Source organism: Neisseria iguanae, from assembly GCF_003013245.1.
GTDB lineage: Bacteria > Pseudomonadota > Gammaproteobacteria > Burkholderiales > Neisseriaceae > Neisseria > Neisseria iguanae.
The window spans coordinates 1-17,481 of record NZ_PXYY01000054.1; the positions used below are offsets into that span (position 1 = coordinate 1).

The 17,481-nt window shown below is 47.3% G+C and carries 12 protein-coding genes, 3 tRNA genes and 3 pseudogenes; 12 read left to right on the forward strand and 6 right to left on the reverse strand.

Features of this window, described 5'->3' with window-relative positions:
* Positions 1 to 1,621: 2-isopropylmalate synthase (locus C7N83_RS08675; protein ID WP_106742054.1), on the reverse strand; the 1,621-nt coding region annotated here is incomplete at its 3' end.
* A 251-nt stretch (positions 1,622 to 1,872) separates the two neighbouring features.
* Between C7N83_RS08675 and C7N83_RS08680 the strand changes: the two genes are divergently transcribed.
* Positions 1,873 to 2,952, forward strand: a complete 1,080-nt coding sequence (locus C7N83_RS08680; RefSeq protein WP_106742055.1) for a methyltransferase — start codon at positions 1,873 to 1,875, stop codon at positions 2,950 to 2,952.
* A 139-nt stretch (positions 2,953 to 3,091) separates the two neighbouring features.
* Here the strand turns inward: C7N83_RS08680 and C7N83_RS08685 are convergent.
* The 4 genes and pseudogenes from C7N83_RS08685 to rnr form a co-directional block, all read right to left on the reverse strand.
* A pseudogene (locus tag C7N83_RS08685) lies at positions 3,092 to 3,617 on the reverse strand (alpha-isopropylmalate synthase regulatory domain-containing protein); the annotation flags it as partial.
* Between the two features lie 46 nt (positions 3,618 to 3,663).
* Positions 3,664 to 4,319: pseudogene (locus C7N83_RS08690) on the reverse strand (IS1595 family transposase); the annotation flags it as partial.
* 661 nt (positions 4,320 to 4,980) lie between these two features.
* Positions 4,981 to 5,454 carry an IS630 transposase-related protein gene (locus C7N83_RS14250; protein WP_170064869.1) on the reverse strand — a complete coding sequence of 158 codons (474 nt, stop codon included), beginning with the start codon at positions 5,452 to 5,454 and terminating at the stop codon, positions 4,981 to 4,983.
* Positions 5,455 to 6,044: 590 nt separating this feature from the next.
* Complete coding sequence (gene rnr, locus C7N83_RS08705; protein ID WP_170064870.1) at positions 6,045 to 8,459, reverse strand: ribonuclease R; 2,415 nt, start codon at positions 8,457 to 8,459, stop codon at positions 6,045 to 6,047.
* An 81-nt stretch (positions 8,460 to 8,540) separates the two neighbouring features.
* Here rnr and C7N83_RS08710 point away from each other — a divergent pair.
* The 4 genes from C7N83_RS08710 (at position 8,541) to dnrN (ending at position 9,647) form a co-directional block, all read left to right on the forward strand.
* Positions 8,541 to 8,627: transfer RNA gene (locus tag C7N83_RS08710), tRNA-Leu, on the forward strand.
* Between the two features lie 36 nt (positions 8,628 to 8,663).
* A tRNA-Leu gene (locus tag C7N83_RS08715) sits at positions 8,664 to 8,750 on the forward strand.
* An 81-nt stretch (positions 8,751 to 8,831) separates the two neighbouring features.
* Positions 8,832 to 8,922, forward strand: a tRNA-Ser gene (locus C7N83_RS08720).
* 251 nt (positions 8,923 to 9,173) lie between these two features.
* Entirely contained in the window at positions 9,174 to 9,647 is a 474-nt protein-coding gene (gene dnrN / locus C7N83_RS08725) for an iron-sulfur cluster repair protein DnrN (RefSeq protein WP_106742057.1), read from the forward strand.
* A 242-nt stretch (positions 9,648 to 9,889) separates the two neighbouring features.
* Here dnrN and C7N83_RS08730 read toward each other — a convergent pair whose 3' ends face one another.
* The gene (locus C7N83_RS08730; protein ID WP_106742059.1) at positions 9,890 to 10,858 is read right to left on the reverse strand and encodes a tRNA dihydrouridine synthase; all 969 of its coding nucleotides are present in this window, start codon (positions 10,856 to 10,858) and stop codon (positions 9,890 to 9,892) included.
* Between the two features lie 102 nt (positions 10,859 to 10,960).
* On the opposite strand from C7N83_RS08730, the gene C7N83_RS08735 reads away from it, so the two are divergent.
* From C7N83_RS08735 to C7N83_RS16080, 7 genes and pseudogenes are all read left to right on the forward strand, one after another.
* Positions 10,961 to 12,520 carry a glycosyltransferase family 2 protein gene (locus C7N83_RS08735; RefSeq protein ID WP_211296620.1) on the forward strand — a complete coding sequence of 520 codons (1,560 nt, stop codon included), beginning with the start codon at positions 10,961 to 10,963 and terminating at the stop codon, positions 12,518 to 12,520.
* A 214-nt stretch (positions 12,521 to 12,734) separates the two neighbouring features.
* Positions 12,735 to 13,496: an endonuclease/exonuclease/phosphatase family protein gene (locus tag C7N83_RS08740; RefSeq protein ID WP_106742062.1), complete on the forward strand. Its 762-nt coding sequence runs from the start codon at positions 12,735 to 12,737 to the stop codon at positions 13,494 to 13,496.
* Between the two features lie 133 nt (positions 13,497 to 13,629).
* Entirely contained in the window at positions 13,630 to 13,962 is a 333-nt protein-coding gene (locus C7N83_RS08745; RefSeq protein WP_106742063.1) for a hypothetical protein, read from the forward strand.
* Between the two features lie 44 nt (positions 13,963 to 14,006).
* Positions 14,007 to 14,597 (forward strand): aminodeoxychorismate/anthranilate synthase component II, encoded by a 591-nt coding sequence (locus tag C7N83_RS08750; protein WP_106742065.1) that lies wholly within the window; start codon positions 14,007 to 14,009, stop codon positions 14,595 to 14,597.
* Between the two features lie 363 nt (positions 14,598 to 14,960).
* Positions 14,961 to 15,455 (forward strand): hypothetical protein, encoded by a 495-nt coding sequence (locus C7N83_RS08755; protein WP_106742067.1) that lies wholly within the window; start codon positions 14,961 to 14,963, stop codon positions 15,453 to 15,455.
* Positions 15,456 to 15,492: 37 nt separating this feature from the next.
* Positions 15,493 to 16,524, forward strand: coding sequence for an anthranilate phosphoribosyltransferase (gene trpD, locus C7N83_RS08760; protein ID WP_106742068.1), 1,032 nt, complete (start codon positions 15,493 to 15,495; stop codon positions 16,522 to 16,524).
* An 826-nt stretch (positions 16,525 to 17,350) separates the two neighbouring features.
* Positions 17,351 to 17,481, forward strand: a pseudogene (locus tag C7N83_RS16080) (IS1595 family transposase); the annotation flags it as partial.

Sequence of the window (17,481 nt, forward strand, 5' to 3'; positions counted from 1 at the left end):
CGGTGCCTTGGGTAACGGCATTAACCGAATAAATCTGCAAAGTTGATTGGCTTTGAGCCACGCTTTCAATGGCTTTGAAAATCGCATCCACCGGACCTGAGCCGTTGGCCGTAGCGCGGTGTTCCCTGCCGTTAACGCTGAACACGACTTCTGCAGTTGGCAATTCGCCTGTTTCGGTGTGGATTTTTTGAGAAATAAATTTATATTGCTCGGTGGCCAAAGTCATTTCATCGGATACCAAAGCGTGCAAATCTTCGTCGAAAATTTCACGTTTTTTATCAGCCAGTTCTTTGAAGCGGGCAAACGCGGCATTTAAGGCTTCTTCGCTTTCCAATTCAATACCTAATTCCTGCAGCTTGGTTTTGAAGGCGTTGCGCCCGGATAATTTTCCCAAGCTCAAGCGGTTGGTTGACCATCCGACGGATTCGGCCGACATGATTTCGTAGGTTTCGCGGTGTTTCAACACGCCGTCTTGGTGAATACCTGATTCATGTGCAAAGGCATTGGCACCGACAATGGCTTTGTTTGGCTGAACCGGATAGCCGGTTACGGTCGAAACCAGTTTGGAAGAAGGAACAATTTGGGTTGTATTGATGCCGGTCTCCAAGCCGAACAAATCATTGCGTACTTTCAATGCCATCACGATTTCTTCAATTGATGCATTACCTGCGCGTTCGCCCAAGCCGTTGACGGTACATTCCACTTGGCGTGCGCCACCTTTTAATGCAGCCAATGAATTGGCTACGGCCAAGCCCAAGTCGTTGTGGCAGTGTGCTGACCAAACCACGCGGTCGCTGCCCGGTGCTTTGGCAATCAGCTCACGGAAAAATTCTTCGGTTTTATAAGGTATAGAGTAGCCGACGGTATCCGGAATATTGATGGTAGTGGCACCGGCTTCTATGACTGCGCCACAAATTTCAGCCAAAAAGCCGATTTCGCTGCGCAATGCATCTTCGCATGAAAATTCAACATCATCGGTGTATTCTTTGGCAGTTTTCACTGCTTTTACTGCCGCTCCAACCACTTGCTTCGGGTTCATTTTCAACTTGTATTCCATGTGGATTGGGCTGGTGGCGATAAAAGTGTGAATGCGTTTGTTTGGTGCCGGCGCAATGGCTTCGCCGGCTTTTCGGATATCGTTTTCTACTGCGCGGGATAAAGAACAAACTGTTGATTTAGTAATAATTTTAGCAATTGAATTGACCGCATCCCAATCGCCCGGGCTGGCTGCGGCAAAGCCGGCTTCAATCACATCGACACCCAACTTTTCCAATTGGCGGGCAATGCGAATTTTCTCTTCTTTGGTCATGGCCGCACCGGGTGATTGCTCGCCGTCACGCAGGGTGGTATCAAAAATAATTACGCGGTTTGTTTGTGTCATGTCATTTCTCTCCAGAGAATCTTGTTTTTGTAAAAAAGCATTCAAATCTAAGCGGCGTCCTTGTGCTTCGGCTAGGGCGGTTATTTTTTGTAATTGCGCCAAAGGCAACGAGCCTCGGGTGCGCCATTTGTAGATGGCTGCAGTGGTTGCGGCATTTTCGGGGTCGTGTTGCTTCAGCGCTTCTGCCAACGCATTCACACCACCGAAATAAGCGACCAAGCGGTCAATGTCCAGTTGCATGATGTTCCTTTGTCTAAAAATTTGGAAAATTCGTGATTGAGTTAGAAAGCATTATACGCAAATTAGAAAAAACGACAATATTTTTTGTAACTCAGCATATGAAAATTTTCATATAGTTAAAATTTTTATACATATTGTCCAATTTAATCATTATTATTAATGAAGCCGTCTGAAAAATATAGTACACTCTCAAACCTCTGCAAATAGATGATTTACCATGAATTCGCTGATTCCTATCACAAAATAATGAAATTGAATGGCGCAATCAAAGCACACAAAAGCCGCCGCAAAAAGCAGTTTATCTGCACGATGCCAACACCGATACAGTATTAAAAGCCGCCTACGAACACACCGCCACCGTTTGGACAGGTGATTTTCACCAAGCCAAGCAAGTGCTGGCCGCCATGAAAAAACGTGTACGCAAATCGGCGAAATCTAAAAAAGCGCCTGCCAATGTTCAGACGGCCTTTCATACCCACCGCATGCGGCAGGCGCAGCAAAGCCGGATATTGAATATGTTGGCCATGGAAATCGGCGTAGGATTCAAATCAGACATCCCGCGCGCACCGGACATCCGCCCTGCTCTGCTAGATGTATACGGCGAAGAAAACGACCGCACTTTTTTACTGCCGCTAAATCAGCTGCTCGGCTTTATCGGTGCGCACGAATGGCACAAAAAAGGCATTTACCTAAAAGCATTAGGCGGCAAAATTCATGTGCCGTTTGGCGTGTTTTCGCCTTTGCGCGGCGAATATTTGGATTTAATTGCCCACGCCCCACTCAATACCGATTTTCAGACGGCCTTTGATATCGGCACAGGTTCCGGCGTGATTGCCGCGCTGTTGGCCAAACGCGGTATTCAGCATATCACTGCTACCGACACCAATCCGCAAGCCATCGTCTGCGCGACAAAAAATTTATCGAATTTGGGCTATGAAAAGCAGGTAGAAATTCAGGCAGTGAATCTATTTCCGGAAAGCCGCGCCGATTTAATTGTCTGCAATCCGCCGTGGCTACCCGCCAAACCGACCTCGCCCATTGAAACCGCACTCTACGATACCGGCCATACTATGCTGAAAGCCTTTCTCAACGGCGCAGGTGGACATTTGAATGAAGGCGGCGAGGCATGGCTGATTATTTCTGATTTGGCCGAACACCTACATTTACGCCAATCTGATGATTTGCGCAAATGGTTTCATACGGCCTCTTTGGAAATCATTGATGTATTGCACACCAAACCGCAACACGGCAAAGCGGCCAATCCTGATGATCCGCTCGCTTTTGCCCGCCAACAAGAAACCGCATTCCTCTACCGCTTGAAAGCAGCATAAAAAATGCAATATGAAAGCTGTCTGAAAAGTTGCAATGGTTGGCATCATGTACTTTCAGACAGCGTTTTCTTTATATTTAAGTCAGCAAGCTCAAGAAATATTGACACAATGAAACACTTCCAACCTCAAATCAATCAACCTGCAATCCGGTGCCTTGGGTAACGGCATTAACCGAATAAATCTGCAAAGTTGATTGGCTTTGAGCCACGCTTTCAATGGCTTTGAAAATCGCATCCACCGGACCTGAGCCGTTGGCCGTAGCGCGGTGTTCCCTGCCGTTAACGCTGAACACGACTTCTGCAGTTGGCAATTCGCCTGTTTCGGTGTGGATTTTTTGAGAAATAAATTTATATTGCTCGGTGGCCAAAGTCATTTCATCGGATACCAAAGCGTGCAAATCTTCGTCGAAAATTTCACGTTTTTTATCAGCCAGTTCTTTGAAGCGGGCAAACGCGGCATTTAAGGCTTCTTCGCTTTCCAATTCAATACCTAATTCCTGCAGCTTGGTTTTGAAGGCGTTGCGCCCGGATAATTTTCCCAACGCCGTCTTGGTGAATACCTGATTCATGTGCAAAGGCATTGGCACCGACAATGGCTTTGTTTGGCTGAACCGGATAGCCGGTTACGGTCGAAACCAGTTTGGAAGAAGGAACAATTTGGGTTGTTCCGCTAGAATCTTTACTTAAAACTTTAAACTTGGGCTGACGTAGATTATCCCCAAACACCACACCATTTCCGCAGCATTTCAAGCTGCCCGGACGGTGCGCCAAAGTCAAAACGGAACCCGCATTCTTTCAAGGACAGCGGGAAAGGTTTACGGCCAACCCCATTGTATTTGCGCAAGACGCACTTCGCCCGGTTCCAACAATTTCCAATGCCGCCGATAGGGTTTTGACGGTCTGCAAAAAGCTGTGAACGGTTGAGCGGCGACGCGCGAACCTGCCCCGCATCAAACACGCCACAGTTCCTGTCACTACCGGTATAAACAATGCTGTCAGGTGTTGTTTGCTGTTTGACAACCGGAAATAAGGCATCCTTCCCGCTATCCCCACAACGGCGGTACCAACCTTTCCCTGCCACTTTAAGATGCCGGATACAGCCGCTTTCCCTGCTGCCGCACGTCCGCGTTTGCCTTTACGCCGACCGCCGAAATAACCTTCGTCCGGCCCGGTGGGGCCTCTGAAAACCTCATCGGCTTCCTGCGCCAAATGACAGGCTGTCACCCGGCGGGTTTTGCGGTAGGACAACATAGCCCAACCGGGTTGGATACCCAAAATATCAGCGGCTGCACGGGCGGTGGCTTCCGGTACGAAAAACCGGAGGAGTTTTCTTTGGGTATTCTTTGTTAATTTGCAATGGTTATCTTTATTTTTTCAGTCTGACATGACTGCTAATCTGCTTCAGCCCTAAAACTTTACAAATGAATTGTTTTTCAGACTGCCTGTTGCCATTGTGCTAACCATTTTTTCAAGACATTTGTTTGTTCGTAGCCGTTTTCGATGATGGCCCCATGCTTTGGTTGAATTTTTCCGTACGCCCGCGCTGTGAAAATGAAACAGGTCAGATTGTATTGCACATGGCATATTGTCGTTCGGCGGCGGATTCAGACCTGTGTACAGCTCGGGAAAAATCAGTATCGACACCCTGCCCGCTGTAATAAATCATGCTTCAGTTAGTTTTAGCCTTGGCATAATCCAGTATAGTAAAATCATTAAAAAACCAAACCAAAGCAAATAAAAGAACAAAGAATCGACACAGCCCAGCCGCCACATCTTACGCAGCCGTTTAACCCAAACCCACATCTTTTCAATCGGATTCAAGTCCGGGTTATCGGAGACAACCGGAGGAAGGTATGCCCGGCGGCTCCGATTGCTTCTCGGATACCGCACGTTTGTGAAACGCGGCATTATCCATCACCACCACGCTTTGGGATGGAAGCCAAGGTATGAGTACTTGGGTAACCCAACGGTAAACAATATTGCTGTTGGCAAGGCCGTCAAACAACCGGACCGCAAACGGTTTCCCCTCCTAGAGGATGGCACCAATGGCACTGGTCCCGTTCTTCAAGTGCCAATCATACCGCCCATAACAGATTCCACCCTTGGGCGGCGCATAACCGTAAGGCCTATGCTGGGCATGCTTGAAACCGCCCTCATCAAGATAAACAATCTTTCGTTTCTGCTCTGTAAAAACAACCGGCCGCTTTAAGAATTCTGCTCTTTTTCCTGCGTTTTCCTGGGGCGTTTGTTGCACTTTTTTATGGGTGATACCGAGTTGTTTCAATGCATAGGAAAGGGACGATTGCGCACAGTTGGCGCGCAAAGTCCTCTGCCATTGGTAATCATCGGGATATTGTCCGACACCTTGGAGCCGTGCTTCGTCATCGATCTTGGTGGGCTGGCGCGCTATATCACTTTTGGGTTCGGAGTTCTCATACCATCCGAAAATGGCCTCTTTGCCGATTTTGTAACGATCTATAACGAACGGCTTGTCATTTTTCATTGTTATCGATGTCATTGAAGATTTTTTGGCGGAATCGGGTGGGGTATGTTATGGGAATTGATAGGGTTTGATTTTAGGGTGGTTTTACTATAGTAAGGCTTCGGCATAACTTTGGCTGCGCTGCAAACTATTTAGATGCGGCAAAGGGTTTTTGATGTGAATTTTCCGTTTTCTGGCGCAGAAACACAGCTTCTTTGGTTTATTTATAGTGCTCTTTCGGCCGTTAGACACGCTGTCGGACAATCATTTTTAATTTGCCGTCATGCCACTTGAACCTGCCGGGCAGCAGTAAAACTTATGGCTTTTCCTCAGGTCAACGACCATCTAAGCCATAACGGTAAATATTATTTAAAAAACGTAAAGTTTGAGGATAGGGATTATGCGGCGATTCGGCATGCACCCCGACAAATGAACCTCTGCCAAACGGCATATGCATTGTCGCCGTTTTGAGCGGCCGTCTGAAGCTAAATTAGGACTTCTGTGCTATTGCGTGGCAATCTGCAAATGTGCCGAAGCCGTCTGAAAAATATTTTTCAGACGGCCTTTCTATTGCCTGACATCAGGATTTTGCTTTTCTAATGCTTTTATTTTTAGATGATTTTTTGTTTTTTTTCTACTTTGGATTTCGTAGCCTGTTGGTGTTCGTCTGTTTTATGACGCAGAGACTTCTGCTTGTCGGCAGCCATTTGCTCGTCAATTTCCTTAACCGACAATTTTTTACTGCGTGTCTTTGCTTTGCTGGCTGAGGCAGGCTGCTTTATTTCTTCTGTTTTCGCACCGGCTTTTGATGCTTGACGGCGGCTGTTTTTTTGAGTGTTTGTATGACTGTCCGCCAACACCAAATCAATCTTGCTTGTATCCAAATCCGCACGGGCAACTTTGACCATCAATTCATCACCCATATTAAAACGCATGCCACTGCGTTCGCCTTCAATCACCATGACTTCCGGACGGAAATTGAAATAGTCTTCGCCCAAATCGCTGATGTGCACCAAACCGTCGATGTAAATGTCGTCTAAAGTGACAAAAATGCCGAAGCTGGTCATGCCGGAGATTTTGCCTTTAAATACTTCACCAACCTTATCACGCATATAGTAGGTTTTCAGCCAGTTTTCCACGTCCCGGCCGGCATCATCGGCACGACGCTCACAAAACGAAGTATGCACACCCAATGCCTGCCATGTTTTCAACGGCGTGTATTTTTCACCTCGCAGCACGGCCTTAATCGCACGGTGAACCGTCAAATCCGGATAACGGCGGATTGGTGAAGTGAAATGCGCATATGATTCGTAAGCCAAACTGAAATGACCATCGTTGTGCGGCTCATAAACTGCCTGCTGCATCGAGCGCAACATCATTATTTGCAGCAATTCTCCGTCCGGACGGTCTTTGAATTGTTGGGCCAAGGCGGCGTAGTCTTTAGGTGTCGGTTTGTCGCCGCCTCCCAAGCTCAAGCCCAGCAAGCCCAATTGCTCGCGCAATGTTGCCAGTTTTTCCGGTGTCGGTCCCAAGTGGTTGCGGAATAAAGCGGTATGTTTGTTTTTCAACAAAAAATCCGCCGCGCACACATTTGCCGCCAACATGCATTCTTCAATCAATTTATGTGCGTCGTTGCGCTGCACCGGCACGATTTTGTCGATTTTACTGTTGTCGTCAAAGATCATCAGTGTTTCAACACTTTCAAATTCTACTGCGCCGCGATCTTGGCGTTTTTTCTGCAAAACTTGGAAGAGTTTGTACAATGTATCGATTTGCGGTTTCAACGGATTGTCTGAACCTTCTGAAATCCATTGCCACACTTGGTTGTAAGTTAAACGGGCATGAGAGCGCATCACTGCCGGATAGAATTTGTATTCCTTCACGTTACCGGCATAGGTGATGGACATGTCGCAAACCATACACAAGCGTTCGACATCAGGATTAAGCGAGCAAATACCGTTGGAAAGGTTTTCCGGCAGCATCGGAATCACACGACGCGGGAAATAGACACTGGTGCTGCGTTCGGCAGCATCATTGTCGATCGCATCGTTCGGGCGTACATAATGGCCGACATCGGCAATCGCCACCATCAAACGGTAGTTGCGGCCGATTTTCTCAGCATAAACTGCATCATCAAAGTCGCGTGCGGTTTCGCCGTCGATGGTGACCAGCGGCAATTCGCGCAAATCCGCGCGGCCTTTCAAATCACTTTTACGTACATGATTGGTGATCTTAGCCGCTGCTTTTTGGCAAGCATCACTGAATTGGTGCGGTAAATGATGTTTGCGTACGGCAATTTCGATTTCCATACCACTATCGGCATATTCACCCAACACTTCGATAATTTTTGCTACGGCAGGACGGTGTAATTCAGGATAGCTCTCGATTTCGGCTACAATTACCTGCCCCGGTTCTGGCTTAAACCGCGTGACACTATCCGGCTCCAACACGATGCTCTGCGTTAAACGTTTATCTTCTGCTTCTAAAATCGCAATGCCGCGGTCAATATAGAAACGGCCGACCACCTGAACCTGCGCACGCTCAATAATATCCAGCACCATACCTTCACGGCGGCCGCGGCGGTCAATACCGACAGGACGCACGGTAACAATATCACCATGCATCACACCGCGCATCTGCCGCTCGTACAACACAAAATCACCCTCACCTGTTTTTTCCAACGGCACGGCAAAACCGAACCCGTCTTTATGCGCTTCGACACGGCATTTCATCAAGGCCAGTTTGTCCGCAACGCACACTGCGCCACGGCGGTTGATTAATACCTGACCGTCACGCGCCATTGCTTTCAGACGGCGTTCGAAAAATTCGTATTCTTCTTCTTTAATTGACAATTCGCGTGCCAACGCTTCGATTTTGGTCGGCACGCCTTTTTGTTCTAATAATTCAATCACCCACTCTCGGCTGGGCAACGGCTCATCGTAACGCTGCTTTTCTCGCTCCAAGTAAGGATCTTTTTCTCGTAGATTTAATGATTTAATTTTTTTAGTCATTTTTGCAGTTGACATTCTTCGTTGTAAATATATAATAGCCACTTCGTTTGCAGCAGCACTTTGGGTACTGTAACGTAAAACGGCAAATAAAGCAAAGCCCAGGTGGCGGAATTGGTAGACGCGCTAGCTTCAGGTGCTAGTGTCCTCACGGGCGTGGAAGTTCGAGTCTTCTCTTGGGCACCAGAATATATTGGCCTGCTTTGCTTCAAAAATTTGAATGCCCAAGTGGCGGAATTGGTAGACGCGCTAGCTTCAGGTGCTAGTATCCTCACGGGTGTGGAAGTTCGAGTCTTCTCTTGGGCACCAACTTCCGGTTTGAAACCGGATTTTTATTTATTGTTTGCTTAATCGGCAGTTTTATTGTGCTTGGCAGATAATCCTTTTTATAGAGGGGTGGATGAGTGGTTTAAGTCGCACGCCTGGAAAGTGTGTATACGTTAATAGCGTATCGAGGGTTCGAATCCCTTCCCCTCTGCCAAATACCAAATCCCAAGTCAGGAAAACTTGGGATTTTTAATGTCTGATTCTTAGCCTTGTTATTTGTTATCTCTTGATCAATTTCAAGAAGATTTTTGAAAATTACTCTTATTCTCAGATATTTATTTACTTTTGTACAAAGCCATTAAACCAGTGTATCCTTGCGCTTGTTTAATATATTCATAAAATATGTATTTTTTAGTAAAGATTGTCTGAAGACCTTTATATTATACCGGTACGGGGAACCTGACCATGGCTGATTTTACCGTTTGGGAAACTGCGCCTTTTGGTGCGACCATTGACCATATTTTGCAACGTTATCATAATATGCATCGTGCCCAGCTTGATGAATTGGTGCCGTTGGCGCAAAAAGTGGCTGCAGTACATAAGGATACGTTTCCGGCTGAGGTTGCCGAATTGCTGTCGCACATGAAAAACGAGCTGTTGAGCCACATGATGAAGGAAGAGCGTATGCTGTTTCCAATGATAAACCAAGGCATTGGCCATGGTGCAGCAATGCCGGTCAGCGTGATGATGCATGAGCATGAAGAACATGATAAAGCGATTGGACGCCTGCGTAAATTGACGAATAATTTTGAAATTCCGGCAGAAGCCTGCAGCAGTTGGACGCGTTTGTACCGCTTGGCGGAAGAAATGGTCAATGATTTAACTGACCATATTCATTTGGAAAACGAAGTTTTCTTCCCGCGTGTATTGGCTTCTTAAAGATGTAATGGAATCAATAAAAGATAGGGACAAGGCGGCCTGCTGAGACAGTACGGATAGTATGGAACAGGTTCTGTTACTGATTCAGTGGTTTATCAAATCGTGTTCTTTGAGCTGAGGCGGGCCGATGCTGTATCGGTTTTTTAGTCATTTCACTATACACTATACATGAAACATGCCGTCTGAACCTTCTTCTGTTCAGACGGCATGTCGTTTTTTCAGACGGCCACGAAGCCTCTGCCTTAATTCTTTTCCTGTTCTTTTTCGAAAGCTTGTAACACCTTTTTCACTTCATCAGCTTCTTTCGCCGTGCGTACGCGCTCAAATAATTCTTGTGCTTGCGGAAATTCTTTTTTCATCATGCCGAGCCATTGTTTCAAACGTGCTACGGGGTATTTGTTGTGCGCTTCTTTTGCGGCACACAAATCAAAAAAAAGATTAATCCAGCCGGCAATTTCGGCGAAATCGGTTTCCTTAACCTCTTCGCCACGTTCATATTGTTTGATTTGCCGCGCCAAATCCGGTCGGATAACCGCGCCGCGCCCCAGCATCACGCTGTTGCAACCGCTGACTTCTTTGATCGCCAAATAATCTTCCAGCGTGAACACATCACCGTTGGCCGTGACCGGAATCGGCACAGCATCGCGGATTTTGCGCACCCAATCCCAGTGCGCCGGCGGTTCGTAACCTTCAACTTTAGTGCGCGCATGAACGGTCAAGCCAGATGCGCCGCCTTCGGCAATCGCCGCCGCACACGCTAAAGCTAAATCTGTGTTTTCAAAACCCAAACGCATTTTGCCGGTGAGCGGGATATACTCGGGCAAACGTATGCGCAAGGTTTTGACAATCTGGTGAATCAGTTCCGGCTCTTTCAGCAATACCGCGCCGCCTTTGTGTTTGTTGACAGTCGGCGCAGGACAGCCGAAGTTTAAATCGATTTTACCGGCACCGAAACGCACCGCTTCCAATGCGTTCACCGCCATACGCCCGGCATCGCTGCCCAAAAGCTGCACTGTGCAAGGCGTGCCGGCAAAGGTTCGGTTGCCGTTCACGATTTCAGGCATATATTTCAACCATGTGGCGCGCGAATGCACGGTATGGGTGATGCGCACAAATTCGCTGACGCATTCGTCATAACCACCGATGCGTGTCAATAAATCGCGCATCACGTCATCGCATAATCCTTGCATCGGTGCCAACAGCAATCGCATAGTCAAAACAGGCCGTCTGAAAAATGAAATACGTATTGTAGCGATATATCGGGTAAAATACAGCCGTTTAAGTTAAGATATTTTTCAGACGGCCTGACCATGATGAACACAAGAATTCCGGCAACTGCCACCATGTTGGTAAAAAATTCTGAACGCTATTTGGCGGAAGTGTTGGCCGCATTGGGCGGTTTTGATGAAGTTTTGCTGCTCGACAACGGCTCGACCGACCGCACATTCGAGATTGCCGCGCAATTTAAAAACGTCAGCTATTTCAAACACGATTTTATCGGTTTCGGCCCCATGAAAAACATGGCCGCACGTTTGGCGCAAAACGACTGGATTTTCAGCATTGACAGCGACGAAGTGCCGGATGAGGAATTGATTGACAGCATTCGCGCTGCTGTGGCAGAAAACGACCCGCAAAGTATTTATACCGTGTCGCGCCTGAACCATTACAACAGCCGTTTGATTAAAGGTTGCGGCTGGTATCCGGATATTCTCCCGCGCCTTTACCACCGCCGTTTTACCTGCTTTTCCGACCGCCGAGTACATGAATCGCTCGTCATACCGAAAGATGCGCAAAGCTATTCTTTATCAGGCCGTCTGAAACATTATTCCTTTGAAAACGCCGAAGGTCTGATTCAGAAAATGCAGCAATATTCTTCGCTGTATGCCGACGAAAACCGCTTCAAAAAGAAAACTTCCCCAGCCAAAGCTTTGTTGCACGGCGGCGTGTCGTTTATCAAAAATTATTTTCTGAAAGGCGGTTTTGCCTATGGTTCAGACGGCCTCACGATTTCGGTTGCCAATGCGCAAGGCTCTTACTATAAATATGTGAAACTGCATGAACGCAATCAGAATCTGAAAGTCTCGCTCATCATTACCACCTACAACCGCCCCGATGCACTGGCATTTGTGTTGCAATCGGCCTTGTCGCAAACACGCCTGCCTGATGAAATTATCGTAGCAGATGACGGTTCGACGCGCGAAACAGCAGACGTGATTCAATATGTCAACCGACACAGCCCTGTGCCGGTGAAACATTCTTGGCGGCCTGACGACGGCTTTCGCGCCGCCGAATCACGCAACCGCGCGTTGGCAATCGCCAAGGGCGATTATATTGTGTTGATTGACGGTGATATGCTGCTGGATGCTGCATTTATCAATGATCATTTGAAACTCGCACTTAAAGGCCGCTTAGTACAAGGCTCGCGCGTGATTTTAAGTGAAGCACGCACGCAGGAGATTTTGGCATCTGATCAATTGCCCGATATTTCCCTATTTGACCCAGGCATAGAAAAGCGCCTTTCCGCCTTGCGCTGCCGTTGCTTATCCGCTTTGGCCGGCCAAAGCGGCAACCGAAACCACCGCGGTATCAAAACCTGCAACATGGGTTTTTTCCGCGATGACGCACTGGCGGTTAACGGTTTTAACAATTGGTTTGTCGGCTGGGGGCGTGAAGACAGCGAATTTGTCGCCCGTTGCTTCCATAACGGCATGAAAAGGCACAACCTCAAATTCGCCGGTATCGCTTATCATTTATGGCATCACGAAGCCGGACGTAATGCGCTGCCGCAAAACGATACACTCTTGCAGCACACTTTGGAAACACGGCAAATCCGTTGCGACAGCGGCGTGAATGCCTTTTTGAAAGATAATTAAACAAACAGATTTACAGGCCGTCTGAAACCAGGATTTCAAACGGCCTGACGCTTACTGCGGCTTGCCAAAGCTGATAATTTTTTACATCGCTCAAAAAAAACGCTGTCTCAATAATGCTATACTGTAACCAGTCAAAATAGCCGGCTCGAATAAAAACTCGAATAAAAATCAGCTCATGAACCGACCATAACGAAATACACAGCTAGGCCATGCAATGTCCCCCCGTCCCGTTACCATTACATCCTACAATATGCACAAAGGCATGTCGGCGCTGAACCGCAAATACCAGCTCGACAGCATGGGCGACGCTTTGCAATCACTCAAATCGGATGTATTGTTTCTGCAGGAAGTACAAGGAATGCATGTCAACCGCAGCAACAAAATTCTCGAATATCCAAACGAACCGCATTATGATGTGTTGGGCGAATATCTTTCGTTCAACCGAAGCTACGGCAAAAACGCCACCTATCCGCAACGCCATCACGGCAATGCCATCCTCAGCCACCTGCCGATTGAAACCCGCAACAATCTGGATATCACGGTCAATAAACACGAACAACGCGGCCTGTTGCATTGCGAAGTGCTGCCTGAAGGATGGGAGGTGCCTTTGGTATGTTTGTGCGCTCACTTAAATCTGCGCGAACCCGACCGCGCCAAACAATATCAGGCCATTTTTGAATACGTCAGCCAGCAGATTGACACGCAGAACCCGTTGATCATCGCTGGTGATTTTAACGATTGGCGTTACAAATCAGCCATTTCTCTAGGCAAAGCGCTCAACTTAGACGAAGTGTTTCTCGACAGCAAAGGCAAACGTCCCAAAACCTTCCCTTCCCGCATGCCGCTGTTGAGTCTTGACCGCGTCTATACGCGTAATTTGGAAATCATGGATACCCAAATCCACAACAGCCGCAACTGGCAAAGACTCTCCGATCATCTGCCTTTGAGCGTCAAGGTGAAACCTAAATTGCCTTAAACGGCAAAGTGCTGCTACCGGCAGGCCGTCTGAAAGATTTGCAGGCATTTTTCTGGCGCAAAAATCCTTTCAGACAGCCTGAATTGCTGATAAGATTAACATCAGTCACGATTTAACAGAAAAGGCACAGATGATGGATATCGAACATGATTACCTCAGCCGGATGCCGTTTCATATCGTATTCATTGACCCGTTGCACACTGATTTCAAAAGTAGTGCCCGAAAATTAAATGAATACATCCGCCGCAATCCGCTCGCCCATGCCCGTTTGCACCAGCCGAAATTTGCGGCCAAAATTCTCGAAATGGCCGCATATCGCAACAATATACGCGTGGTTGTCCGTAAAGCTGATGCCCAAGTGAGACACGATTTGCACTATCTGATCCGCAACGGCGTGTTTACCACCGATGAAAAAATGTGGCTGTTCATCAACGATCCCGATAACCTCGAAATTGTGAAAAATTAAACCGTCTGAAATAAGATAAATATATAAAAAATATAAGGTTAAAAATGCTGCTCTTTATCGATAACTATGACAGTTTCACCTATAACATCGTCCAATATTTTGCCGAACTCGGCCAAGAAGTCGTTGTGCGTCGCAACGACGACATTACTTTAGACGAAATCACCGTGCTCAATCCGCAATATCTGATTGTCGGCCCAGGCCCTTGTTCACCCAAAGAAGCCGGCATTTCCGTTGCCACCATGCGTCATTTTGCGGACAAACTGCCGATTATGGGCGTGTGTCTCGGCCATCAAACCATAGGCGAAGCGTTCGGTGGCAATATCGTGCGTGCACAAACCTTAATGCACGGCAAAGTTTCTCCTGTACGCCATACCAATCAAGGCATGTTTAAAGGCCTGCCTGATCCTGTCACCTGCACGCGTTATCACAGTTTGGTCATCGACCGCCACGCCCTGCCCCGTTGTCTTGAAGTCACCGCATGGACAGATGATCAGGAAATCATGGGGGTGCGCCACAAAGACTACGCCATAGAAGGTGTGCAATTTCACCCCGAAGCATTGCTGACCGAACACGGCCATGACATGCTGCGCAATTTTCTGGAAGAATTTAAAGATTTTCGCAGCTGTGCCAACTGATGCAAAAAATTCAATTTCAATGAACTAACCGGCATAACAGCAGTCTGAAGTTTCATATAACAAATGCCGTCCGAACCTATTCTGCCCAAAAGATATATTTCAGACGGCCTCATAATGCATTTCCCGTGAGGCTGGAAAATACTTTTCAGTACAACATATTCGGCAATGTTTTTACTCGTACTCAGCAAGCAACTTTATCTATTCACAAACCACCGTAAATTTCAAATTTGCCTTAGGCCGGCTGTCGGATTGAAATTTCGCCCTATTTTCCGACCATACGGGCCCTGCGGACACTTATCCATTTCCGCTACCGGCAAATCCCATAATTTAATTTATGGAGAGACATAAGGATATTGCCGCATCATGACCAACTACCCCTATCCCGGCCGCCAAGTGCTTTTTTATTCACTCATCGGCGGTTTCGGCGTATCATTGCTCGTCATTGAAGCCAACTGGCAGATGCTCAGGTGGGCCGAGCAGCAAAACGGTTATCATTTGTCGCCATTGAGCACGTCTGCCCATCTTTTTGAAATACTGCTCTACGCCACGCTGACTTGCCTGCCCCTGATTTTGCTGACTGTTGCCATATGCGTTGCCAAACAGGTTTACCGCGACAAACGTGGCGGATATATTATCAGTTTTTGCGCCACAGCGGTTTTCTTAGCCATCGTGATTGGCGCATGGCTGTTTAAAATCATCACACACTATATGGAAGCACACACTTTTTGGCTGCCGCCTTCAGATTTTGCTTCCGCGCTGGCTTATATTTGGCTGTGGTTTTGCATATCCGCCGTCATGTTTTGCGCTTGGCTTGCAGGTGTCCCTACTGGCCCCGGAAATACGCCAGAACCAGAATAAGCCGCGCAACATCCCACCCATTACTAAAGGAAACCGCATGATTACGCCACAACAGGCAATTGAACGTTTAATCGGCAACAACGAGCTTTTTTACGATGAAATGAGTGATTTGATGCGCCAAATCATGAGTGGTCAAGTGCCTCCGGAGCAAATCGCGGCGATTATGACCGGCTTGCGCATTAAAGTGGAAACCGTTTCCGAAATCACGGCGGCGGCGGCGGTTATGCGTGAATTTTCAACCAAAGTGCCGGTAGGCGATGCTGATAATCTGGTTGATATCGTCGGTACGGGCGGTGATGGTGCGAAAACATTCAATATTTCGACCACTGCCATGTTTGTCGCCGCGGCAGCAGGTGCAAAAGTTGCCAAACACGGTGGCCGATCGGTATCTTCTTCCAGCGGCGCGGCTGATGTTATGGAACAAATGGGTACAGTTTTGAATGTTACGCCCGAACAGGTTGCCCAAAGCATAGCCCAAACCGGCATAGGCTTTATGTTTGCACAAAACTACCATAGCGCCATGCGTCATGTCGCGCCTGTACGCCGTTCGCTCGGTTTCCGCAGCATTTTCAATATCTTGGGCCCGTTAACCAATCCGGCAGGCGCGCCCAACCAGCTCTTGGGCGTGTTCCACATCGATTTATGCGGTATTCTCTCGCGCGTGTTACAGCAATTGGGCTCGAAACATGTGCTGGTAGTGTGCGGTGAGGGCGGTTTGGACGAAATCACGCTCACCGGCAACACCCGGGTGGCAGAACTAAAAAACGGTACTATCCGTGAATACGACATCAATCCGCAAGATTTCGGCATGGAAATCCGGCGCAATCTTGACGACATCCGCGTCGAAAACAGCCAAGAATCTCTGGCGAAAATGGATGCCGTTCTAAACGGCGAACACAGTACCGCACGCGACATTGTGGTACTCAATGCCGCTGCCGCTTTGTATGCGGGCAATGTGGCCGATTCTTTGGCCGCAGGCGCAGCGGCTGCGTGTGAAGCGATTGATTCAGGAAAAGCCAAAGCTAAGAAAACAGAATTTATTGAATTTAACCGACAATTTTCCGGATAAAATCATCCAAAATTTAAAAGGCCATCTGAAAAATCTTTTTCAGACGGCCTTTGTGTTAAATATCTATTCCACACCTAATCCCTGCCGGCATATATAGCTGACGGGATAGATCAGATACCCCGACCCGACATCTTGCCCGTAATAGCAAACTTTATCTTGAATTGAAAAGGTTTCCTTGCTTTTTAAGCAAGTGTCGGATTCAAGAATCTGACCTGCCCGTGTTATCATGATTCTTTTAATCAGCATAACAAAATCATCTTTGCAATAAACAAACCATTCTTTCCCTTTTTCAGACGGCTTCTATAAAGTGACGCCCATAATCACTATTTTGCAATCCGCCCATGCTTTTACTGAAAACTCCCAGCGTCTTACCGGGCTTTAAAATCGCAGTTTAAGGCTGACTTGTATTGTGTCTGTCGCTTTTGGTCGTGTTACCGTAGACAGATAAAGTGCCGTCTGCACTCAGGATGGCTTTTCGGGTGTCTCAGCGTTTTTTCCTGCTGACATTCAAACGCTTGGATGCCCGATAAATAGAAACTTAGGGTACAACCAAAATGTTATGTCCTTTCTCTAAGATAGGTATCGGGATGGATTTTGGCATCTGTATGTCATTTATCTAAATGAATTTTCAAGATTTTTCTATTTTCCAGATAGCCTTTAGGGGCTGGTTGCCTTTTTCAACGCGGAATGGTTAAAAAGGCAATACCGTGCTCCTGTGCAATCTGACGAGCTGAAATTCCTTCTCCGACTTTTTGTAATGCAGGCCGACGCTTATCTGATGGGCAGGTCATATTGTGATTGTAATTAAAATTAAGCTGAATAGCGATACCTTGGCGCCAAACGGATTCAGGGAAAACGGGAACCTGGTACCGCCGGTAAAACCATTGTTTTCAGGATCTTAAAACGTGATGGCAAATTCTATCCGGAAATCGTTCCGGATGCCGTCAAAACCATATT